The sequence below is a fragment of the Deltaproteobacteria bacterium HGW-Deltaproteobacteria-4 genome, from assembly GCA_002841765.1.
Classification (GTDB): Bacteria; Desulfobacterota; Desulfuromonadia; order Desulfuromonadales; family UBA2197; genus UBA2197.
The window spans coordinates 44,739-67,292 of sequence record PHAV01000001.1; the positions used below are offsets into that span (position 1 = coordinate 44,739).

24 protein-coding genes are annotated in these 22,554 nt (G+C 58.3%); 19 read left to right on the top strand and 5 right to left on the bottom strand.

Going from position 1 to position 22,554, the window contains the following annotated elements; genetic code table 11:
• Positions 1–55 precede the first annotated feature (55 nt).
• The 5 genes from CVU69_00180 to CVU69_00200 form a co-directional block, all read right to left on the bottom strand.
• Positions 56–1,462, bottom strand: a complete 1,407-nt coding sequence (locus CVU69_00180) for a radical SAM protein (protein PKN13848.1) — start codon at positions 1,460–1,462, stop codon at positions 56–58.
• 137 nt (positions 1,463–1,599) lie between these two features.
• The gene (locus CVU69_00185; GenBank protein ID PKN13849.1) at positions 1,600–1,926 is read right to left on the bottom strand and encodes a peptide chain release factor-like protein; all 327 of its coding nucleotides are present in this window, start codon (positions 1,924–1,926) and stop codon (positions 1,600–1,602) included.
• The gene (locus CVU69_00190) at positions 1,926–3,473 is read right to left on the bottom strand and encodes an FAD-dependent oxidoreductase (protein ID PKN13629.1); all 1,548 of its coding nucleotides are present in this window, start codon (positions 3,471–3,473) and stop codon (positions 1,926–1,928) included. The genes CVU69_00185 and CVU69_00190 overlap by 1 nt, the downstream gene beginning before the upstream one ends.
• The gene (glpK, locus tag CVU69_00195; protein ID PKN13630.1) at positions 3,470–4,960 is read right to left on the bottom strand and encodes a glycerol kinase; all 1,491 of its coding nucleotides are present in this window, start codon (positions 4,958–4,960) and stop codon (positions 3,470–3,472) included. The genes CVU69_00190 and glpK overlap by 4 nt, the downstream gene beginning before the upstream one ends.
• Before the next feature lie 63 nt (positions 4,961–5,023).
• Positions 5,024–5,794 carry a tRNA pseudouridine(38-40) synthase TruA gene (locus tag CVU69_00200; GenBank protein PKN13631.1) on the bottom strand — a complete coding sequence of 257 codons (771 nt, stop codon included), beginning with the start codon at positions 5,792–5,794 and terminating at the stop codon, positions 5,024–5,026.
• 84 nt (positions 5,795–5,878) lie between these two features.
• Between CVU69_00200 and CVU69_00205 the strand changes: the two genes are divergently transcribed.
• From CVU69_00205 to CVU69_00295, 19 genes are all read left to right on the top strand, one after another.
• Entirely contained in the window at positions 5,879–6,970 is a 1,092-nt protein-coding gene (locus CVU69_00205; protein PKN13632.1) for a sensor histidine kinase, read from the top strand.
• 31 nt (positions 6,971–7,001) lie between these two features.
• Positions 7,002–8,369 carry a DNA-binding response regulator gene (locus CVU69_00210; GenBank protein PKN13633.1) on the top strand — a complete coding sequence of 456 codons (1,368 nt, stop codon included), beginning with the start codon at positions 7,002–7,004 and terminating at the stop codon, positions 8,367–8,369.
• Positions 8,369–8,770: an acetylglutamate kinase gene (locus CVU69_00215; protein ID PKN13634.1), complete on the top strand. Its 402-nt coding sequence runs from the start codon at positions 8,369–8,371 to the stop codon at positions 8,768–8,770. The genes CVU69_00210 and CVU69_00215 overlap by 1 nt, the downstream gene beginning before the upstream one ends.
• A 64-nt stretch (positions 8,771–8,834) precedes the next feature.
• Positions 8,835–9,347, top strand: coding sequence for a thioredoxin (locus CVU69_00220; GenBank protein ID PKN13635.1), 513 nt, complete (start codon positions 8,835–8,837; stop codon positions 9,345–9,347).
• Positions 9,347–10,093 (top strand): cytochrome C biogenesis protein, encoded by a 747-nt coding sequence (locus CVU69_00225; protein ID PKN13636.1) that lies wholly within the window; start codon positions 9,347–9,349, stop codon positions 10,091–10,093. The genes CVU69_00220 and CVU69_00225 overlap by 1 nt, the downstream gene beginning before the upstream one ends.
• Positions 10,094–10,140: 47 nt before the next feature.
• Entirely contained in the window at positions 10,141–10,986 is an 846-nt protein-coding gene (locus CVU69_00230; GenBank protein PKN13637.1) for a DUF2279 domain-containing protein, read from the top strand.
• Between the two features lie 99 nt (positions 10,987–11,085).
• Positions 11,086–11,541: a transcriptional repressor gene (locus tag CVU69_00235; GenBank protein PKN13638.1), complete on the top strand. Its 456-nt coding sequence runs from the start codon at positions 11,086–11,088 to the stop codon at positions 11,539–11,541.
• Positions 11,542–11,692: 151 nt separating this feature from the next.
• The gene (locus tag CVU69_00240) at positions 11,693–11,959 is read left to right on the top strand and encodes a ferrous iron transport protein A (GenBank protein PKN13639.1); all 267 of its coding nucleotides are present in this window, start codon (positions 11,693–11,695) and stop codon (positions 11,957–11,959) included.
• A complete protein-coding gene (locus tag CVU69_00245) occupies positions 11,956–12,183 on the top strand; it encodes an iron transporter FeoA (GenBank protein ID PKN13640.1) in 228 nt (75 codons plus the stop codon). The genes CVU69_00240 and CVU69_00245 overlap by 4 nt, the downstream gene beginning before the upstream one ends.
• Positions 12,180–14,363, top strand: a complete 2,184-nt coding sequence (feoB, locus tag CVU69_00250) for a ferrous iron transport protein B (GenBank protein ID PKN13641.1) — start codon at positions 12,180–12,182, stop codon at positions 14,361–14,363. Before CVU69_00245 ends, feoB (CVU69_00250) begins: the two co-directional genes overlap by 4 nt.
• Position 14,364: 1 nt before the next feature.
• Positions 14,365–14,505, top strand: coding sequence for a FeoB-associated Cys-rich membrane protein (locus CVU69_00255; protein PKN13642.1), 141 nt, complete (start codon positions 14,365–14,367; stop codon positions 14,503–14,505).
• A 37-nt stretch (positions 14,506–14,542) separates the two neighbouring features.
• Entirely contained in the window at positions 14,543–14,992 is a 450-nt protein-coding gene (locus CVU69_00260; protein PKN13643.1) for a cytochrome C, read from the top strand.
• 95 nt (positions 14,993–15,087) lie between these two features.
• Positions 15,088–15,762, top strand: a complete 675-nt coding sequence (locus tag CVU69_00265; protein ID PKN13644.1) for a DUF3793 domain-containing protein — start codon at positions 15,088–15,090, stop codon at positions 15,760–15,762.
• A gap of 35 nt (positions 15,763–15,797) precedes the next feature.
• Positions 15,798–16,901 (top strand): hypothetical protein, encoded by a 1,104-nt coding sequence (locus tag CVU69_00270; protein PKN13645.1) that lies wholly within the window; start codon positions 15,798–15,800, stop codon positions 16,899–16,901.
• Between the two features lie 110 nt (positions 16,902–17,011).
• Positions 17,012–18,211 carry a porin gene (locus CVU69_00275; protein ID PKN13646.1) on the top strand — a complete coding sequence of 400 codons (1,200 nt, stop codon included), beginning with the start codon at positions 17,012–17,014 and terminating at the stop codon, positions 18,209–18,211.
• 280 nt (positions 18,212–18,491) lie between these two features.
• The gene (gene feoB / locus CVU69_00280) at positions 18,492–20,453 is read left to right on the top strand and encodes a ferrous iron transport protein B (GenBank protein ID PKN13647.1); all 1,962 of its coding nucleotides are present in this window, start codon (positions 18,492–18,494) and stop codon (positions 20,451–20,453) included.
• Entirely contained in the window at positions 20,450–20,623 is a 174-nt protein-coding gene (locus CVU69_00285; protein PKN13648.1) for a hypothetical protein, read from the top strand. Before feoB (CVU69_00280) ends, CVU69_00285 begins: the two co-directional genes overlap by 4 nt.
• A 114-nt stretch (positions 20,624–20,737) precedes the next feature.
• Positions 20,738–21,385, top strand: a complete 648-nt coding sequence (locus CVU69_00290; protein PKN13649.1) for a transcriptional regulator — start codon at positions 20,738–20,740, stop codon at positions 21,383–21,385.
• A gap of 34 nt (positions 21,386–21,419) precedes the next feature.
• The gene (locus tag CVU69_00295; GenBank protein PKN13650.1) at positions 21,420–22,358 is read left to right on the top strand and encodes a hypothetical protein; all 939 of its coding nucleotides are present in this window, start codon (positions 21,420–21,422) and stop codon (positions 22,356–22,358) included.
• Positions 22,359–22,554 lie beyond the last annotated feature (196 nt).

Here is a 22,554-nt window from a genome sequence, read left to right on the forward strand (position 1 = left end):
CCTTCAATGAACAGCCAGTAAATCCCCCTCCTTTTTCCCTCTCCCTCCCCGCCGACTAAAAATAGTCCTGCAGGCCCACCGGTAGCTGTTCGAAGCGCCGCATCTCCTGCTGTAACGGCGAGCTCCCGCTCGCCGGAAAAGTCCCGCTTCCCGCGATCTCCTCTTGCAACTGCCGCCATTCAGCCCCACCCAGCCGCCACTCCCCACTGACCGCTTGCCGCTCCACTGCTACTTTGCGCTTCGGGTTGAGAGGGACTTCGATAAAGGCGTTGCGGTAGCTGATCGCCGGCAGGATGCGGGCCTCGGCGTAGCGCAACTTCAGTTCCAGCCCCGAGTCGTCCTGTCCCGACCAGAGGGAGGAGGCGAGATGCAGCTCCGTGCCGTTCGGGGCGAGGAGCCATTTTTGGCCGGCGGGATCGAGGCGTTGCAGCCGTTCGACCTGCCGTTGTACCTCCGCGCCGGGTCCACTCAGAGAGAGGCTGCGCAGATAGCCGGCCGCGGTGATCTCCTCATACTTCTTGACGATCTGCGCCCCGGCCCGGCGCCGGCCGGCGGACCCCTGGAAGCGGTTTTTATAGACAAAGGAGCAATAGTTCACCCCGAGGGACAAGCTGTGATCGAGGCTGTAGCGGAGGAGCTCCAGGGCGGTCAGTTCTGATTCCAGAACCGTCACGCTCTCCCCGTGCAGGTAGGTGTAGCCCCGTCCTGCCAGTTGGGGATAGTTGTGGTTGGTGAGGCGCAGCTGGTGGAGGTTGAGGTAGTTGACGCCGCTGTCGGCCATCTCCACCAGCTTCTCCTGAAGCCGGTCTCCCTCCTCGGGGATCGCCGGGATCTCGACGGTGATGTGCGGGATAATCCCCACCGCCAGCTTTAGCTGGTCGAGGGCATAGTCGGTGGCGCCGATGTCGACGCGGATTTCATCGAGGCCGGCGTCACGCAGACGCCGGGCGATGTCCCGGGTGAGGAGGGTGCCATTGGTGTAGAGCCAGAGATGCACCCCGTCCCCGAGGCGACGACGGATGGCACGGAGATATTGCAGCGATTTTTCCAGAACCAGGAGCGGTTCGCCGCCACTGATGCTCGCCCCGGTGAAGCCGAAGCGGGCGAGGTAATCGACGTAATCGTCGGTTTTAGGAAAGTCGAGGTTGTTGGTCCCCGGAGCGCCGCCGACATCCTGGGCGGTGGGACAGTAGAAGCAGCGGCAGTTGCAGTTGCCGGTGATGAAGAGGCACGACCAGTTCCCTTCCAGGCAGGCGCGGCAGCCAGGGGAGAGCTTTAGGCTCTCCAGTTTGCTGGCGTTGGCGCTGAGGGTGGCGCGGCCCTCCAGATCGGCGAGCAGGGCACTGCGCCGGACCCGGGCGCTGTCGGCGGCGCTGGCCGAAGGGAAGGAGAGGCCGGCGTAGCGGTCGCCGTATTCCTGGCGGTTCTGGTCAATAAGGGCCAACTGAGCGGGACGATTCATCGGCATGGACATGGAGCTGACCTCGCGGCAGGAAGGGGGGAGGGGTTGAAACAGCAACGGCCCGGGGAATCCGGGCCGGAGGGAGCAGATGTCTCGCACCTTGACACCTTGGCGGGGAGACGTCAAGGGCAGCGATCTTAATCCTCCTCCCCCGCTCCGGAGCGCTGGCTCTTCTTGGCCGCCTGATGTCTCTTCTCCGTCAACCGATCCCGCTTCGCGCCGTACGGCACTTTGGTGGCCACCCGTACCTTGACCTTGCGGTTGCGCCGCTCTAACAGCGCCTGTAACCGCTTCATGGCGACGGCGCGGTTCTCCCACTGTGAACGGCTCTCGGTTGCCTGGGCGACGATACCGGTCGGCAGGTGGCGGATGCGCACCGCCGAGTCGGTGGTGTTACGGTGCTGGCCGCCGGGGCCGGTGGCGCGGAAGAATTCGAGTTTGATATCGGAATCCTTGATCTCAATCATGGCAGATATCCTTGCGCCAGAGTGGTAAAGGCGGCAATCTGCTCGGCCTGCCAGGCGTCGTCCCGGCCGAGTTCAACAGCGAGAAGGGCGGCGACAGTCGGGGCGATGGCGATGGCGGCGCGGGCATCGAGAATCAGGGCACGGGTGCGGCGGGACAAAAGATCTTCAACGCTGGATGCCCATTCGTGGCGAATTGCCCAGATGATCTCGACGCGGCGATAGGGGAGGGCGGGGTGAAGGAGTTGGCGCAGGGATGGCGTGGTGACACAGAGGGCTTCGAGGCCGGCGGCATCGCTGCCGTAACTAGCCCACTCACCAGTAGCCATGGCGTCGGCACCGTGCAGCGGCAGTTCGGCGCTGCGTGAGGGGCGTTCCGGCAGGACGGCGATGCGAGCGGCGAGGTTGATGGTCTCCTCCCCCATCTTGCGGTAGGTTGTCCATTTGCCGCCGGTGATGGAGACCAGTCCGCTGTGCGAAACGAGGAGGGTGTGGTCGCGGGACAACGAGGCGGTGTCGTGACTGTCGCCGTTTTTGACCAGAGGGCGTAGCCCGGCAAAGATGCTGAGAATATCCTCCCGTTGCGGATCCTCGCGGAGATAGCGGGCGGCGTGCTGGAGAAGGAAATCGATCTCCGCTGCCAGGGGACGCGGTTCGAAGTCGACACTGTCGACCGGCGTATCGGTGGTACCGAGGAGGACCCGCTCGTGCCAGGGGACGGCAAAGAGGACGCGGCCGTCGTCGGTGTGCGGTACCATGATCGCACTCTCGCCGGGGAGGAAGGCGCGGGGGAGGACGAGATGAATCCCTTGGCTCGGAGCAAGGAGCATCGCAGCAGCCGGGTCGTCAAAGCGGCGGATGGTATCGCAGAAGGGACCGGTGGCGTTGATCACCACTTTGGCGTGCAGCTCGTATTCCCGGCCGTTCTCAACATCTTTGGCGATGACACCGAAGACCTGGCCGCTCTGTTTGATCAATGCCGTTACCGGCAGGTGGTTGATCACCGTGGCGCCCTGATCGACAGCGGTGCGGGCCAGAGCGATGGCGAGACGGGCATCGTCGAACTGGCCATCGTGGTAGATCACCCCGCCGTGCAAGCTCTTCTCCTCAAGCGTCGGCAACTGTTTCAGGGTTTCGGCGCGGGACAGGAGTTGTGAGGGACCGAGGCCGAGCTTGCCGGCAAGAGCATCATAGAGTTTGAGGCCGACGCCATAAAAGGGGCCTTCCCACCAATCGTAGAGGGGGACGATAAAGGAGCGGTTCTGCACCAGATGCGGGGCATTGCGGATGAGGAGGCCTCGCTCGTGCAGGGCATCAAGGACCAGGGCGATATTTCCCTGTTGCAGGTAGCGCACCCCGCCGTGGATGAGTTTGGTGCTGCGGCCGGAGGTGCCGCTGGCAAAGTCCTGCCCTTCAAGCAGGAGGGTACTGTAGCCGCGGCTTGCCGCTTCCACTGCAGCACCGAGACCGGTGGCGCCGCCGCCAATGATGATCATGTCCCAGCGCGTCTGCTGTTGGAGTTTTTGTAAAAGTTCGGCGCGTTTCATGGTTGCTCCCAGTTCTTGGCCCGCTCCAAGGCGCGCTGCCAGCGTCCCTGCAAACGGATCGCCTCATCCTGCGGCATGGCCGGGGTAAACGTCTCCTCCGCTTGCCAGAGGGCGGTAAGTGTGTCTCGATCCGGCCACACTCCGACGGCCAGACCGGCAAGGGCAGCGGCGCCGAGGGCGGTCGTCTCCATGATTCCCGGCCGTACCACCGGCACGCGCAGGAGGTCGGCCTGAAATTGCATGAGCAGGCGGTTGCGGGTGGCACCGCCGTCGACGCGCAGTTCACGCAGTTGCATGCCGGCGTCGGCCTCCATGGCAGCGAGGAGGTCGGCGCTCTGAAAAGCGATGCTCTCCAGGGTGGCGCGGGCGATGTGGCCGGCGGTCGTTCCCCGGCTCAGGCCGACGATGGTGCCGCGGGCATAGGGATCCCAGTGCGGCGCCCCGAGGCCGGCAAAGGCGGGGATAAGGACGACGCCGTCATTATCGGGGACGGAGGCGGCAAGGGCTTCGACTTCGCCGGAGGTGCGGATGATGCCGAGGCCGTCGCGCAGCCACTGTACTGCTGCTCCGGCAATAAAGACGCTCCCTTCCAGAGCATATTCGGTGACGCCGCCCATCCGCCAGGCAACGGTGGTGAGGAGCTTGTTCTGCGACACCACCGGCTGTGTTCCGGTCTGCATAAGCATGAAGCAACCGGTACCATAGGTATTCTTCGCCATCCCCGGAACAAAACATCCCTGACCGAAGAGGGCGGCCTGTTGGTCGCCGGCGATTCCGGCAATGGGGACGCGGGCGGCGAAGAGCTGGCCGGCGGTGGTGCCGTAGACGGCGCTGGAATCGACGACTTCCGGCAGCAGGGCGCGGGGGATGTCGAGGATGCGCAGCAGGTCATCATCCCAATCGAGGGTGTGGATGTTGAAGAGGAGGGTGCGTGAGGCATTGCTGACGTCAGTGATGTGCAGAGCACCGGCGGAGAGGTTCCACGCCAGCCAGCTGTCGATGGTGCCGCAAGCGAGTTCGCCGGCAAGAGCGCGCTGGCGGGCGCCGGGGATATGGTCGAGGAGCCAGGCCAGCTTGGTGCCGGAGAAGTAGGGGTCGAGGAGGAGGCCAGTCTTTTCGGTGATGAGCGGTTCCAAGCCCTCGCTGCGCAGGCGTTCGCAGAGAGGGGCGGTGCGGCGGTCCTGCCAGACGATGGCATTGTGCAGAGGGAGGCCGCTTTTCCTTTCCCAAAGAAGGATCGTTTCGCGCTGATTGGTGATACCGATGGCGGCAAGGTCGGCGGGCGTCAATCCCGCCTGGGCGAGAGCTTCGACGGCGACGCCGAGCTGGCTCCCCCAGATCTCGCGCCCGTCATGTTCGACCCATCCCGGCCGCGGAAAGATCTGGGTGAATTCACGCTGTGCAAGGGCGCAAACCTGGAGCTGCTGATCGAAGATGATGGCGCGGGAGCTGGTCGTTCCCTGATCAAGGGCAAGGATGTAAGGCATAACGGCCTCCGCATAAAAAGGAGAGATGATCAGGACCGATTGGGCGAAAACAGAGGGGTCCCCCTACAGCAACCCGCTCTCTTGAATCAATTCCGCTTCCGGATAATAGACTTCCATCAGACAAAGTCCCTGAGGCGGGGCATTGACGCCGGCCCGCAGCCCTGGCTCGCGGGCAAGGAGGCGGGGGATGTCTTCGGCCGGGCGTTTATGCAGGCCGATTTCGACCAGGGTGCCGACGATGATACGCACCATGTGACGGAGAAAGCCGCTGCCGTGGACATCGATGGTGATAATCTCTCCGTCGCGCTGCAGGTCGAGAGAGTAGATCTCCCGTATGGTGGTGCGGGCGTCGCAACTGGTGGTGCGAAAGGCGGCAAAGTCGTGGCGGCCGACAAAGAAGCGGGCGGCCGCAGCCATCGTCGCGAAGTCGAGATCCTGGCGGATATGCCAGGCGGTGCGGGTGAAGGCGGGCGAGCGGACCGGGGCGGTGAAGATCCGGTAACGGTACCACTTGCCGCCGGCGGAAAAGCGCGCATGAAAGTCGCGTGTTTCCTCAACCGCCTCGCGGACGGCGATGTCGTCAGGGAGAAAACGATTGACCCCTTCGCGAAAGGCGACCAAAGGAAAAGGACTTTCGGTGCGAAAATGGGCGATCATGGCGCGGGCATGCACCCCGGCATCGGTGCGGCCGGAGCTGTGCAGGACGACCTTTTCGCGGACGATCTGGCCAAGAGCTTCTTCAAGAAGTTGCTGGATGGAGCGGCCCTTGGCCTGACGCTGCCAGCCGACATAAGCGGTACCGTCATATTCAATAGTGAGGCGGATAGTTCTCATCGTGGCGGCAGGATAATCAATCCACGCTCCCCCTGTCCAGAGAAAAGCCTTGTCATGCCCGTCTCCTTCAGTTAAAAATCACGCATGACCCACACCCGTTTTCTGCGCATTGCCATTGTCGTGGTGATGGTGGCCGTGATTACCGTCCTCCATTATGTGACGAATATTCACGATGCCCGCATGCACGACATCTATCGGCGGCTTTACTATCTGCCGATCGTCCTCGCCGGCCTCTGGTTCGGGCTGCGCGGCGGACTGATTACTGCCCTCACCACCTCGGTCCTCTTTATTCCGCACGTTATTTTTCAGTGGAAGCACCACCCGGCGGTGGAACCGGAGCAGTATCTGGAGATCATCCTCTTTAACGTCATCGGCGGCCTCACCGGTTTTCTCGCCGGGAAGGAGCAGGAGCAGAAGGAGCGTTATCAACTCGCCGCCCAGCAGCTCGAAGCGAGTTTCTTCGAGCTTAAGCGTCAGTCCGAGCAGATCCTTGACTTCGAAGAGCAGTTGCGGCGAGCCGATCGTCTCGCCGCCCTCGGTGAACTTTCCGCGGGGATGGCGCATGAAATCCGCAACCCCCTCGCCTCGATCCGCGGCACCGCCGAAATTCTGCGTGACGGGATCAAGGCCGACGACCCGCGCAGCGAGTTCGCGACGATCCTCATCCGCGAAGTTGATCGTCTCAACCGGGTCGTTGCTGATTTTCTCGACTTTGCCAAACCGGCGAGCGCTGAGCAGACACGGATCGATCTGGTCGCGGCCCTGGATGAAGTGGTTGCCCTGACCCGTCTCGCCGCCGCCAAGAAGCAGATCGTGATCACTCTCGCTGGTCTCCCAACCCTCGAACTGATCGCTGACCGTAATCAGCTTAAACAAGCTTTTCTCAATCTGATTCTCAATGCTCTTGAGGCGATGCCGGAAGGGGGGAGCTTGACGATAACGACGCAGACCGGGGAGGACGAGGCAAGTACCTCCTTTGCCGACAGCGGCAGCGGTATTCCGCCCGAGCATCTGGCGCGTATCTTCAGCCCCTTCTTTACCACCCGCCGCGATGGCACCGGCCTCGGCCTGGCGATCACTCACCGTATCGTCGTCGGCCACGGCGGCCGCATTGAAGTGGAGAGTGCCATTGGTGTCGGGACGACCTTTACGGTAATCTTGCCGCTGGGGTGGTGAAAGTCTTGCCTCACTTGCGAAAGCGAACGACATGAGCAAAAACAAGATATTGCTGATCGACGATGACGATTCCCTGCGCCGGGTGACGGAGTTCACCCTCCAGGAAGCGGGACACAGCGTCCTTTGTGCCGCCAGTGGCGAGGAGGGTTTGCAGCTCTTTGCTGCAGAAGAACCGACCATTGTCATCACCGATATCCAGATGCCGAGGCTCTCCGGTTATGATGTGCTGCGCCAGATCAAGACGCAAAAACCGGAAACGATCGTGATCGTCATCACCGCTTTTGCCACCGTCGAAAAGGCGGTGGAGGCGATGAAGCTCGGCGCCTTCGATTATCTGACCAAGCCCTTCAGCCGCGACCAGCTGCGTCTTTGCGTCGAGCGGGCGCTCACCGTCGCCGGTCTCAAGGCCGAGAATCAGCGCCTGCGCGATACGTTGCAGGATCGCTGTGACTTCAGCCGACTGGTCGGCAATTCAGCGCCGATGCGTGAAGTCTTTGAGATCGTGCGCCGCGTTGCCGGCAGTGAAGCAACGGTGCTGATCAGTGGCGAAAGCGGTACTGGCAAGGAGCTGATCGCCCGCGCCCTGCATCACGGCAGCGAGCGCCACGAAGGTCCCTTTGTCGCTGTCAACTGCGCGGCGCTACCGGGCGATCTTCTCGAAAGTGAACTCTTCGGCCACAAACGCGGTGCCTTTACCGGCGCCATCAAGGATCGTAAAGGGAAGTTCGAGCTTGCCGACGGCGGCACCCTCTTTCTCGACGAGATCGGCGAACTCCCCATCGATCTGCAGCCGAAGCTGCTGCGCGCCTTACAAGAGCGCGAAATCGAACCGCTCGGCGGCAGCAGTCGTAAAGTTGATGTGCGTCTGGTGGCGGCGACCAATCGCGATCTGGAAGGGGCGATGCAGCAGGGACGCTTTCGAGAAGATCTTTACTACCGCTTGGCGGTGATCCTCCTCGATCTGCCCTCTCTGCGCGAACGTCGTGACGATATCCCTTTACTGATCCGCCACTTTTTGCTGCGCCACGGCGGTGAGCAGCTCCACCTGGATGCTGACGCCCTGCGTCGTCTCTGCGACTACGATTGGCCGGGAAATGTGCGTGAACTGGAGAATGCCGTCGAACGGATGGTGCTGCTCCGTCGCAACGAAACGATCAGCGTCGCCGACCTGCCGGCGAAGATCGTTGGCACGGCCGGAAACGGCAACGGTAGAGGGGAGCGGGTGCTTAATCTTCCGGATGACGGCTATTCCCTTGAATCGATCGAAAAGGAAGCGGTCCTTGAAGCCCTGACGCGCTGTCATAATAATCAGACCAAAGCGGCGGCTTTTTTGCGTATCCCCCGTCATACCCTCCTTTACCGCATGGAAAAGTTCGGGCTGCACAGAGAGAAACCGTGATGGAGCGCAGCGCTTTTGTCGCCCTGACCGAGGAGGTTATCGCCACCATCCCGTGCGAGTTTTTGGCCAAAATCGATAATCTCACCTTTATCGTTGAAGAGTGGGCCCCTCCTGAACTTCTCGCCGAGTATGACGATGCCGATCCTTTCGATTTTCTCGGCGAATATCTGGGCTGCCCGCTCCCGGAACGGAGCCAGGGCGATGCCAGTGGCCTCCCCGACCTTATCGCTCTTTATCAGGGGGCGATCGAGGCGTATGCGGCAGAGACTGACGTGCCTCTGGAACAGGTGATTCGCGAGACGCTTGTTCATGAAATTGCACACTATTTTGGCTTCAGTGAGGAACAGATGGACGATATCGAGACGCTTTGGAAGGAAGGTGGCGGCATCGCCTCATCTTGACATTTCTTGGGTGGAAGCGTAAAAAGTTGCTTATTCACCCTCTCATATAAGGATATTCAAAACTATGTATACCCTCTCCCGCTTTCTCCTCTTCACCCTCTGCCTCTTCCTTTTCGCGGCCTGCAATAAAGAAGCGCCTGTTCCTGTCGGCAAACCTCTTGCCGCCGATTTTACCCTGCGTGATCTTGACGGCAAGGAGCATAAACTCTCCGATTATCGCGGCAAGGTTGTCTTTCTCAACTTCTGGGCGACCTGGTGTCCCCCTTGTCGCGAGGAGATGCCGTCAATGGAGCGACTTAATGAAGTCCTGGGCGGCAAGGATTTTGTTATGCTCGCCGTCAATGCCGATGAAGATGTCAAAGATCTCGAAGCCTTTGTCAAGGGGACGCCTCACAGTTTCGCCGTCCTCAGCGATGCTGACGGCACGGTTCAGAAGCTTTACCAGGTCTTTAAATTCCCTGAGACCTTTGTAATTGACCGGCAGGGGCGCATTGCCGAACACATTCTCGGCGCCCGCAACTGGTCATCGACTGAAGCCCTTAAATTTTTTAACGCCCAGATCGCCGGGGGAAAATAGTGGGAGCGGCGGCGGATATCAGTCTGTGGATTGCCTTTACGGCGGGGATCCTTTCCTTCTTTTCGCCCTGCGTCCTGCCGCTCATCCCTTCCTATCTGAGTTACATAACCGGTCTCTCCTTTAACCAGTTGCAGGAAGAGCACCCCGATCACCAGGTGCGAATGACCGTTCTGCGTCATTCTCTCCTCTTTATCGCCGGCTTCTCCCTGGTCTTCATCAGCCTCGGTGCCTTGGCCGGGGTCGCGTCCGGAGCGCTGATGAGCTCGCTGCAGGAAGGGCTCGGCTGGCTGCAAAAGATCGGCGGACTCCTTATCTTCGTCTTTGGTATGCATCTCTCCGGCATCCTTCAGCTCGGTTTTCTTCTTGGGGAAAAAAGGGTTCACCTCCACGATAAGCCGCACGGCTACCTCGGCACCGTCTTTGTCGGCATCGTCTTTGCCGCCGGCTGGACCCCTTGCATCGGCCCGGTCCTCGGCGCCATTCTGATGATCGCCGCGACCTCCGGCCAGGCCGGCCAGGGGATCTTTCTCCTTTCCGCTTACTCTGTCGGGCTCGGCATCCCCTTCCTCCTCTCCGGCCTCCTCTTCCACGGCTTCCTTGGCTTCTTCAAGCGCTTCCGCGTCTATATTCGCCTCTTTGAGATCCTCACCGGTGTCCTCCTCATGATCGTCGGCATCATGCTCTTCTTTAATCTCCTGACCGGCGTCACCGGTTGGCTTTATCGCTTCGTGCCGGTGAGCGGCTAAGATCAGTGCTCCCTGGTTTAGTTTGATTGAGCAGGAGCCGGACTCGCATGAATTTTTTGTCTGCAAAAAGACGATGTAGCGTCTGGGCGATAACTTTTGTGCTGATGCTGCTCGTGGTCTTCTCGACGCAAGCTTGGGCTGATGGTGCGGAGGCAATCACGGCAAAGGAGCGGAATCGTCAGGTGATGAATGTAACGCTGGGCGGAGTGGGGGTGGTCACAGCGTGGGGCGTTGTCAACTGGGACTACTTTAGTCGTACTCCCCAGGGGACATCGGAGGGATGGTTCGGTCAGAATACGGAATCGGGGGGAGTCGATAAGCTCGGTCATGTCTTTGCCACCTATGCAGCCGCTCAAGGTATCTCCAGCCTTTTTGAACACTGGTGTTTTACGCCGGAGGAGGCAGCCTGGTTCGGGGCGCTGTCGTCATTTACCATTCTGAGCGTGATGGAGGCGGGGGATTCCTTCAGTGATTATGGTTTTTCTTATGAGGATCTCGTTGCAAATGCCGTGGGGGCGATGGCCAGCTACTATCGATATCGCCACCCTGACCTGGCGCAGAAGGTCGATTTGCGCTGGGAGATTGGCGTTCATCCGGGGCAGATGGATATCACGACCGATTACGAAAATTCAAAATACCTGCTTGCTCTTAAACTCAATGGTTTTGAACGGTTCAATCAAAGTATTCTGAAGCATGTCGAGTTGCATGCCGGATACTTTGTCCGCGGCTACTCGGATCTGAGCGCGCCCGGCGAAAGAAACCTGTACATGGGCGTCGGGTTGAATTTGACCGATCTGTTCCGGCGCAGCGGTCATAACCGTGTCGCGACATTCCTCAATTATTATCAACCGCCCGGCACTTATCTGGCGGTCGAGGGCAAACTGTCTCATTGAAAATCCTGATTAATCTTCCGCAATACAAAGAAAAAATAAAATTACACCTTGACTCCGCAACCCTCATTGTTTAAATTGAAATTCAATTTCAACTAGAGGTTGCTTTTGAACTACAAAGATTCCTTTCGTGAATATCTCGGTAAGCACGGTCTCAAGGTTACCCAGCAACGGGAAGTGATCCTTGATGAATTTCTGGCGGCGGGGTCGCACCTCTCGACAGAAGAGCTTTATAGGACCATTCGTGAAAAAAATCCCCATATCGGTTACGCTACAGTGCATCGCACCCTCAAACTCCTTGCTGAAAGTGGATTGGCGGCACCTCGCCATTTTGGCGACGGTCATACCCGATACGAGTGCAGCAGTGAAGAGCAGCACCATGATCACCTCATCTGCACGGTCTGCGGGGCGATCGTTGAGTTTGAAAATCCCGGCATCGAAAGATTGCAGGAGCAGGTTGCCGCCAAACACGGCTTTGTGATTGAGCAGCATCGTCTGGAAATATACGGGCGTTGTGCTGCCTGTCTGACGGGGAAGGGTAAGCAGGAAAAGAAGTAAACAACTCAGGACGATGTTGCGGCGGCTCTCCCTGTTTGTGTATTAGTCTGTCTTATTGAAAATGAAAATCAATTTTTGTGTCTAATTATTGATAATGGATTTCAAGATCATGTAAGCAAGAGATATTCACCCCCAACAAAGGAGACAGCAGATGATGCCACTGGCCCTGCTCAGCCCCGGCGAAAGCGGCGAGATCGTCGACATCCGCGTTCATGAAGAGAAGAAAGTCTGCTGCGGCCAGTGCAACGGCGAGAAGCATAAAAAGAGCGATAACCGTATCGAGGAGCTCGGCCTGCGAGCCGGCAAGGTCATTTCGATGCTCAACAACGGCGCCCCGATCCTGCTCAAGATCGATGAGGCGCGCATTGCCATCGATCGTTCGCTGGCGATGAAGATCATGGTCAGGAGAGTGCAATGACTTTGGATGAACTTAAACCCGGACAGAGCGGACGGATCACCACCATCGGCGTCGTTGGCCCCTTGAAGCGCCGGTTGATGGATATGGGCGTGCTTGTCGGTGTAGAAGTCAAGGTGATCAAAATCGCTCCCATGGGCGATCCGTTGGAAGTGGCTCTGAAGAGTTACCGTCTCTCCCTGCGCCGCTCGGAAGCGCAGGGGATTAATGTGGAGGCTTTGTCATGACTCAACCTGTAGCACAACGCCCGATTACTGTCGCCGTCGCCGGCAACCCCAATGCCGGCAAGTCGACCCTGATCAATGCCATTGCCGGCAGTCGTTTGCACGTCGGTAACTGGCCCGGCGTCACGGTGGAGAAGAAGGAGGCGCTCTTCGAGTTTGAAGGGCGCGGCATCCGTCTCGTCGATCTGCCGGGAACCTATTCGCTCTCCCCCTACACCCAGGAAGAGATTATCGCCCGTGATTATCTGGTGCACGAGAAGCCGGACCTGATCCTTAACGTCGTCGATAGTACCAATCTCGAACGCAACATCTATCTGACCGTGCAGCTGCTCGAACTTGGCATACCGACGGTGATGGCCTTGAACATCTTCGACGAAGCCGAGGCGATGGGCTATCGCATCGACGTTGCCGGGATCGAGACGATGCTCGGTGTCACCGTTATTCCGACCGCCGCCACCAAAAATCGCGGTCTCAAGGAGCTTCTCGCCGCGGTCCTGGCGACAGCTGACCGTGCCGCGCCCCACTGCCCCAAGGAACTCAGCTACGGCATCGACATCGATCAGGCCGCCGGTTGGGTGACGGTGGCACTGCAGAAAGAATACCCGGATCTCGCCGGCCGCTATCCGCAACGCTGGCTCGCCTGCAAATTGATGGAAGGGGATGCCGAGATCGCTAAAGAGATTGATCTCGACAGCGCGGCGCTGCTCGACGAACCCCTCCGCCATCTGCGTCGCGCTCACGGTGAGGACATCGAGGCTTTGCTCGCCGAAGCCCGTTACGCTCTCGCTTCCGGGTTGACCAAAGAGGTGTTGCACAAGCCGGCAGTGCCGCGTCAGGAGTTGACCGAGAAGATCGACCGGATCGTTCTCCATCGCATCTTCGGTATCCCCATCTTCCTCGCTGCCATGTGGTTGGTCTTCAAGCTGACTTTCGACCTCTCCTCCCCCTTTGGCGGCTGGCTTGAAGGGATGATCGCCGGCCCCTTCGGGCGCTGGGTCAAGGCAGGAATGGGGGTGATCGGCGCTCCGGACTGGACCGTCTCTCTCGCCCTCGACGGCGTCGTTGCCGGCGTCGGTTTTGTTTTGGTCTTTGTGCCGGTCATCTTCGCGATGATGTTCTTTATCACCTTTCTGGAGGGGAGCGGCTATATGGCGAGGGCCGCCTTTGTCATGGACCGGGCCATGCACTCCATCGGCCTGCACGGCAAGTCCTTCATCCCGATGCTCCTCGGCTTCGGCTGTAACGTCCCCGGCATCTACGCCACCCGCACCCTGGAGAACCCGCGTGACAAGGTGCTTACTGCCCTGCTCCTCCCCTTGATGTCCTGCGGCGCGCGTCTGCCGGTCTATGTCCTCTTTGCCGGCATCTTCTTCACCAACCCGGGGACAGCGATCTGGTCCCTCTACGTCCTCGGTATCGCCCTTGCCATCCTCATGGGGCTGATCTTCAAGAAGACCCTCTTTCGCGGTGAAGCGCCGATGTTCATCATGGAGCTCCCCCCTTACCGGATGCCGACTCTAAAGAGTCTGGCGATTCACACCTGGGAGAAAGGGAAGCATTTCCTGATCAAGGCAGGCACCTACATCCTTGCCGTCTCGGTCCTGGTCTGGTTCCTCCTCAACCTCCCCTGGGGCGTGGAGAGTAAGCGCGACTCTTATCTCGGACAGACCGGCGCTGCTGTCGCTCCGATCTTCGCTCCCCTGGGTTTCGGCACCTGGGAGGCCTCGGCTTCGCTGATTACCGGGATCATCGCCAAGGAGATTGTCGTCGGCACCATGGGTGAGATCTACGCACCGTCGGCCACAGCTGAGGAAGAAGCCGGTCCGGCCCCGACCCTTGGCGAAGACTTCGAGGAGATGGTCACGTCCCTCGGCGGCGCCTTCAAGGAGGCCGGACACAATGTCGTCTCGACCTTCGGCGTCTCCAGTCTCGCGGCGGAGGATGAAGAGGGGGAGACCCCCTTAAAGGGCGCGGTCCGGGGTGCTTTTACGCCGCTCTCCTCCTACGCCTTTATGGTCTTTGTCCTCCTCTACATGCCGTGCGTGGTCGTTGCCATCGCCATGCGTCAGGAGTTTGGCGGCTGGAAGTGGTTCGGAGTCGCCTTCGCCTACCAGTCGGTCCTCGCCTGGACCGCGGCCCTGCTCGTTTACCAAGGGGGGAAACTTCTGGGGCTGGGAGGTTAGAATGGGGATCGTCGATATTCTCTGGATGGTGGTAATTCTGGTCGGCTGTGGCTGGCTTCTTTACCACTTTTTATGGAAGAAACAGGGATCCTGTCACGGTTGTGATCACAGTGACACAACCAAAAACAAACGTCAGCAGTGACTCACAGCGAACTTCAAAGAGACGAGGAGAAATCACCATGAAAAAAATTTTTGCAATGATTGGTCTGATCGTATTGACCGCCGCATCGGTTGGCGCCAGTGAGGTCACCTGGAGAAGCAGCATCAAGGGGATCGTGGCGGAGCACTGCCTCGATTGCCATGGCGCCGATTCGGCACCGGAATATCCCCAGTTTAAAGAAGAGAAAGAGGCGTGGCTCGCCAAGGGGCAGGGGATGCGCATGGACACCTACAGCCATCTCGTCGCCTTTGTCGGGTGGCCTAATACCGGGGCGATGATGCGTCGGCTCGACGACGGGCAGAACAGTAAAGAGGGCAAGCCGGGTAACATGTACCAGTACCTCGGCGCCAACGAGGAAGAGCGCCAGAAGAATCTTGCGGCCTTCAAGGGCTGGATCGGCAACTGGTCCCTGAAGCGTTGGGCCGACACATCCAAGGAAGAGCTGAACGGAATCAAGGCCAAATATTGATCGTAAAGTCACGGGGCGCGTGACGGTCGTATTCGCCGTCACGCGCCGGAATTTCCTATCGTCACCCAGTTCGGACCCCTGCGTCAGGAGATCTCATGCGTTCAGATACCGTGCTAAAGCCGGCAAGTCGTCCTCAGCCCCATTGGCACAGCGTTGCCCACCGCTTCCCTGCGGACCGCGATTGTCTGACTTCGTTTCTCGCTTACGAAAGCGCTGAGATTCTGGCCGGTGTCAAGCCTGGCAGCCTGATCAACCTCGTCAATCGCCCGCACCATTGCGGCCGGAATTTCTACCGGCTTTGGCAGGAGTGCGGAGCTGAGGTCCTTGCCCAGAGCGGATTGGTCGGTCGGGTGCTGGTCGATCGCGGTGCATCTCTGCTGCTGCTCATCTATACTCCGCAGCTCCTGGAAGAGTTGCTGGAGAAACCTTCGACACGGGCTATGCTCCGGAGGGCCGGTTACGATCATCTCGAAGAGATGGAGTCGATCCTGGATCAATTACAGGAACGTTGTCAGCAAGGGGAGGGGTTCCCCCACGAGATCGGCATCTTTCTCGGCTACCCCCTCAAGGATGTTGCCGGTTTCCTCGGCTGGGTAACGATCCCCTTTGCAGTTCAGGGGCCGTGGAAAATCTACGGCGCCCCGGAAAAGAGTCTGGACCTAGCCGCCACCCACCAACGCTGCCGCGAACGCATGGTCCGCAAACTGGCACGCTGCTGCCGGCCGGAGGAGTGCTTGTCGTTCTCCCGTAAACATTTCGCCATTAATTGAAATCGATAATCAATTTCTCAAAAGGAGTGTTTTTCATGTTTCTGCGTCGGAATTTCTCTGCTCTTGTCCTGTGTCTTCTTTGCTTGACCCCGCTGCTGGCGGACGAAGCCTTCTCTTCTCCTTTGAGTCTCGAAGAGCGTTTGCAGCGACTGGAGACCAGCCAGGCAGAGCTTTACCACACCTTGGCCGAGAAGAAGAGCGCCGGTCTGAGTGAAGCGATCAGCGAAAATATGACCCTTTCCGGCTTGATCGAGGTAGAAGGGAGTGCCCTTCGGCAGCGTTTGCCCGACCACAGCACGGTTAGTGCCAGCGATTTGACGTTGGCTACCGCTCAGCTCGGTCTTGACGCCAAAGTGAACGAAGCTGTCGGCGTCAATTTTACCCTGCTTTATGAAGAGGATGGTGAGCTGGAAGTCGATCAAGCCTTTATGCATTTTGAGCAGGGCAGCTGGAACCTGAGCGCGGGTCGCATATATCTCCCTTTTGGCGCTTTTCACAGCCATTTCATCAGTGATCCGCTCCCCCTGGCTCTCGGTGAGACCCGGCAAACAGCCCTTGTCCTGACTTATCAGCGTGAATTTTTCTCCCTCAGCGCTTTTGCCTTTAACGGCAACGAGGACAAAGCCAGCAGCGAGGACCAAGTCAACGACGGCGGTTTGAGCTTGACCGTGGCACCCTCCGAAGGGCTGGAATTTGGTGCCAGCGTTCTCTCCGACATTTCTGAGAGTGGCGCCGAATTCCTCGGCGGCAACGGCTATAGCCGCCGTGTTGCCGGCTGGAGCGCCTATGCTCATCTGAAGCAGGGTCGCCTTGGCCTGGAGGCGGAATATCTCGCTGCGGCCAAAGCCTTTGCTGCCAGCGATCTGGATGCCAATAGCGACGGTCGTGGCGACAAGCCGCAGACCTGGAATCTGGAGGCAGCCTGGGAGTTGACACCTGCAGTCGAGCTGGCGGCCCGCTTTGGCGGCGGTCGGGAGTTGGCCGATGCGCCCCGGCGTGAATACGGAGTCGATCTTTCCTGGATGCCCCTGGCTGCAACCACCATTTCCGTCGAATATCTGCACGGCAAGTTTGCTTCCTCTCTGGCGGCGGTGGACCACAGTGAACAATTGACGATGCAGGTAGCGCTCGCCTTTTAAGGCGTCTTTCTCGGCATATTTTGAATTTCAATATCAAGTAGCACGACCAATGTCGCCCCGTCCTCTGTATGGACTAACCCACAAACCCACAAAAAGGAGAAAAACCACCCATGAAGAAATTGGCCGCATCCCTCCTCTTCTCGACCCTGTTGGCCGTTCCGGCCTTTGCCGTCGACAACAGCACGGCAGCATTGCAGCAACAGATCAATGACCTCCAGCGCCAATTCAGCGAACTGGAAAGCAGCAAAAAAACCGAGAAAAAAGACCCTTTGATCCGCATTGGTGGTTACGGTGAGCTCGACTATATCTTCAAGGAATCCAATGGCAACGGCAAGGAGGGGAACACCTTTGACCCACACCGTTTTGTCCTGTATGTCAATGCCGATCTTTCTGAGTCGATCACGCTCAATACCGAACTCGAATGGGAGCATGGCGGTGACAGCGGTGCCGGGAGCGAGATCGCCGTCGAGCAGTTCTTTCTCGACTTTCGTCACCAGCGCCCGCTCAACTTCAAAGCCGGTCTGATGCTTGTCCCGCTCGGGGGAGTCAACATTAATCACGAACCGACCAATTTCAACTCGACGGAGCGGCCGGAACTTGATCGATTCCTCATTCCCAGCACCTGGCGGGAGATGGGAGCCGGAATCCACGGCGCCCTCGGCAACAAGGTCGATTATCAGCTGCTGGTCATGAACGGACTCGACGGTAGCAAGTTTTCGGCCTCAAACGGCCTGAGAAGTGGCCGGCAGAAAGTGGAAATCGACAACAACGACAGCAAGGCGATCGTGGCCCGCCTGGAAGTCCGCCCGGTCACCAACCTATACACCAATTTCTCCGCCTATCGCGGCGATTCAGCCGCGGCCGGCAAACCGGGAGCCGTGACTACCATTGCTGCTGTCGACGGCAAATACAGTCTGGGAAGAGCTGATATTTCTGGCGAGTATGTCTACATCGACCAGGCACATCCGGAGCGGATCAGCACCGAGATCGGCGATCGCATGTCAGGTTATTGGGTTGAAGGCGCCTACCATGTACTGCCGGAAAGTTTGAAAAAAGGGAAACTGGTCGATGCGGATGTGGTGGCCTTTGCCCGCTACTCGGCTTTCGACACCCAGCAGGGGAGACTTGCCGATCCGACCAAAGCCAGTGGTAGATACGATCGCAACTACACCACGGTGGGCGTTGTCTTTAAGCCGGCCACGACTGTAGCCATCAAAGCCGATTACCAGATTTACGACGACCATTGCAATCCTGGCGAATTAGCACTGGACAACGACAAGTTCCAAGTCACCATCGGTTTTGTTTTCTAGGCTTAAAAATCGAAGAGGAAAAGGCCCGCTGCATACGGCAGCGGGCCTTTTTTTTTAGGTGGTGCCCGGCAGGGCAGGCAAAAGTCCCTTGACCAGAGCCATAAAACTGACGCAACGAGGACTAATAGAGGAAAGAGCATGGAGAAGCAGTAGTGGTCTTCCTCTTGCAGCGTAAATCGCTTGATGTATCGGATGCGGAACACTATACTTGACCGCTGTTTGCGAATACTCCAGGCCCCGCGCAGCTGGTAAAGAAATTCAACTCCCCGAGAAGGTTCCCATGTCCCAACCCCTTGCAACCGTTTCCCGTCGCAAAATCTTTCTGGTCGGCAATCCCAATGTCGGCAAGAGTGTCCTTTTTAATGCTCTGACCGGGGCTTATACGACGGTCTCCAACTATCCGGGGACCTCGGTGGAGATCGCCCGTGGTGAAGTAATCATCGCCGGTGTCCCTTACGAAGTCCTTGATACGCCGGGGATGTACGGCCTGCAGCCAATGACCGAAGAGGAACGGGTTTCGCAGCGGATCCTGTTGCAGGAAGAAGCTTTTGCCGTCATTCACGTTATCGATGCCCGCAACCTCGAACGGATGCTGCCGATGACCGTGCAACTGATCGAGGCCGGGCTGCCGCTGATTCTGGTGGTCAATATCATTGATGAAGCCGAACGGATGGGGATTGCGATCGATATCGAGCTGCTGCGGCAGCGCCTCGACATCCCGGTGATTGCCGCCGCTACCACCCACAAACGCGGCCTCGATGAAATTCGTACGGCGATTGCCGAATTTTCCGGAGCCCGTCACCCGGCCTATGCTTATGCGCCAGATCTGGAGCGGGATATTCTCCGTCTGGCCGTGCAACTGCACGGCGATTACCGGGTCGACCGCCGTGCTCTCGCTCTCCTCTTTCTGTTGCGGGACGAAGAGACGACCGCATTGATCCACCGTGTCGAAGGTGACCGCGCTGCGGCTATTGTCGCCACCGCTAAAGAGATTATCTATTCGCATCGCAGTGACCTCCATCTACGACTGAGTATGGAGCGGAAGCGGATCTGCACTGAACTCCTTACCAACGTAGTCAGTGCCGCGCCGCGCCAGGGGCGCACCTGGGGGGAGCGTCTTTCCGCCTGGACGATGAATCCCTGGACCGGAGTGCCGATCCTCCTTGCCGTCCTTTATTTTGGACTGTATCAATTTGTCGGCATCTTCGGGGCCGGAACTATCGTTGGTCTCCTTGAAGGTGATCTCTTTACCGATATCATCAATCCCTGGTTCATCCGTACCGCCAATAATTACATCCCCTGGCTGTGGCTGCATGAACTGCTGGTCGGCGAATACGGCATTCTTACCTTGGCGGTTCGTTATGCCGTTGCCCTGGTTATGCCGATCGTCGGCACCTTTTTTGTCGCCTTCTCCATCCTCGAAGATTCCGGCTACTTCCCCCGTTTGGCGATGCTTGTTGACCGGGTCTTCAAGGCGATCGGCCTCAACGGCCGCGCTGTTATCCCCATGGTCCTCGGCTTCGGTTGCGATACCATGGCGACGATGGTCACCCGCACTCTGGAGACGACGCGTGAACGGGTTATCGCCACGGTTCTTCTCGCCCTGGCGATCCCCTGCAGTGCCCAGCTCGGGGTGATCCTTGCCCTCCTGGCCGGCGTCCCCGGCGCGCTGTTGATCTGGACCGTCGTTATGTCCGCAATATTTCTCTTCGTCGGCTTTCTCACCGCCCGGCTCCTGCCCGGCGAGCGGCCGATGTTTTATATGGAGATTCCGCCGCTGCGTCTGCCGCAGCTGCGCAATGTCGTCGTCAAGACCTTGACCCGCATGCAGTGGTACTTTTTTGAAATCTTTCCCCTCTTTATCTTTGCTTCTGTCGTCCTTTGGGCAGGGAAGATGACCGGTGCCCTGGAGTCGCTGGTGCGTTTTCTGGCGCCGGGGATGACGATGCTCGGACTGCCCAAGGATGTCGCGGCGGTCTTTGTCTTCGGCTTCTTCCGCCGGGATTTCGGCGCCGCCGGACTCTTCGATATGAACGAACAGGGGCTCCTGTCGCCGGTACAGCTCACCGTCGCCGCCGTGACCCTGACCCTCTTTGTCCCCTGCGTCGCGCAGTTTCTGATGATGAAGAAAGAGCGGGGCTGGCCGGTAGCCCTGATCATCTTTGCCGCGGTGACCGCCACCGCCTTCGGCGTCGGCTGGCTGTTGAATGGTTTCCTTCTCAGTACGGGTTGGCTGGCATGAAGTGCGCATTCTGTGGCAAGGAGATCGATGAACAACAAGTCGGTCAGAGCGAGCGTTGTGGACAATGTCCTGGCGGGTGTCGCAAAGTACACTGTCCGCACTGCGGCTATGCCAACCCGGTTGTGCCGGGTTATTTGAAGCGCTGGATCAAAAAGGAAAAGGGCGAGTAAGAATAGATAAAAGGTAGGGGCGGCATTTATGACGCCCAGGAGGGCGCGATAAATGCCGCCCCTGCAGCAAGGTTTAATGGAATATTTTTTGTTTGAACTATAAGGAGTCACAACATGCGCGTTTCAGAAGCCGCGGAAGAGATATTGGAATCATTGTGGATTGCCAGTGAGGAGAAGGGGAAACCGGGGCTGCCCTGTAATCTCGAGAGTGATGCCATTGAAGGGAGCGGCTTGCATGAACTGCTGAGCCTTGCTTACGTCGAAGTAGTCGGTGAGCTTATTCGCTTGCGTCCGGAAGGGCGGCACGAAGCGATGATGACGGTGCGCCGCCATCGTCTGGCCGAGCGCTTGATGATGGATATCCTCGATATGAAAGGGGTACCGGGGGATGAGCGCGCCTGTGAATTCGAGCATCTCCTCCATCACGGCGTCGACACCAAGATCTGTACCCTCCTTAATCATCCCACCACCTGTCCGCATGGCCGGCCGATCCCTCCCGGTGAATGCTGCGAAGTGGCGAAGGCGACCGGCGTCATCGGTGTCGTTGCCCTCACCGAACTTAAAGCCGGCGAAGCCGGCGAGATCGCCTACCTCTCGACCTCCGATCCGAAAAAGATGCAGAAGCTGATGAATATGGGAGTTCTCCCCGGTAATCACCTCGAACTCAGTCGCAGCTATCCGACCTATATCTTTCGCGTCGGCAACTCCGAGTTTGCCGTCGACGAAGAGTTGGCCCGGGAGATTTTTATTCGTAAAGGCTAAGGGCTCTGACCCTCTAGAGGAGTCACGGCGGTGAGTGAAGTGTTGTATCCCCGGGCGTCTGTACTCCTCGTTGATGACGAAGCGTCCTTGCTGCTGTTCCACAAACTTGAAGGATCTTTCGGCGGGGCCAGGCTCTCGTCATAATCCTCTTAATACACAACAAGGAGATAAAAAGATGAAACGTTCGACTGTTGTATTGGTTTTGCTGTTTTGGAGTTTGTCGATCGGTACGGCGCTGGCCGTTGATACAGTCACTTGCTGGTTCGCGCCGGGCATGAGTCTGGATCAGGCCAAGGCGATCACCTTCGCCCTGAGCAAGGGGAGCGATGTCGAGGTCAAGCCGCGCGTTGCCAACAATTATCCCGAAATATTGGATGCTTTCGAATCCAAAGAGATGAACCTGGTTTATGCCGGGTCCTTCGCTCAAGCGATTATTATGGCGCGCAAACTCGGGACGCCGTTGGTGCAGAATATTGATGGCAATGAACTGTATGCCGGGATTATGATCCATAAAATTGGTCAGGACCCGCAGACGATTCTTGCCGGTTCCCCGGCCGCGATCGCCTACGCCATCGGCGCCTCTTCCGGAGAATCGACCGCCAAAGCCGCAACCGCCGGTAAAGCTGCTATCGGCGTCAATAGCCATGCTGCCGCCATGGATGCAGTCCTTGCCGGCAAGGCTCAGGCGGCCGTGGTCAAGGACGTCTGGTGGCAAAACAATCAAGCTAAATATCCCGGGTTCAAGGCTTATGCGATCCCCAAATTTTCTGCGAAGAAAAATCCTGACAATGTGCTGACCGCTTCAAATGAGGTGCCGGCAAGTTTGGCGGAAAAATTTAGAGTGGCGGCCATCAAGAGTTCGGCAAATTTCGGTCCTAAGGCGGTGATAAAACCCTTCTCAGCTTCTAATCTGAATTTTTCTCTGGGGCTAATGATGCAAGGAAAGATCGATCCGTTGACTTATAAGTGGTAAGTATCTTCTGTTTTTTTTGTTTCCGGGTGGGGCTTCTGTGCGGAGCCCCATCCGAATGTGACAAAGTGAATCAGTATACAATATTCACCTTCAGTACAATTAAGGATCGCGGCATGACTTTCTCTTCGTCCCCTTTTTTCCCGAGCCAAGGCCCGATCAGCCAGGAAGAAATTCGTCGGTTTCTGCCGCAGATCTT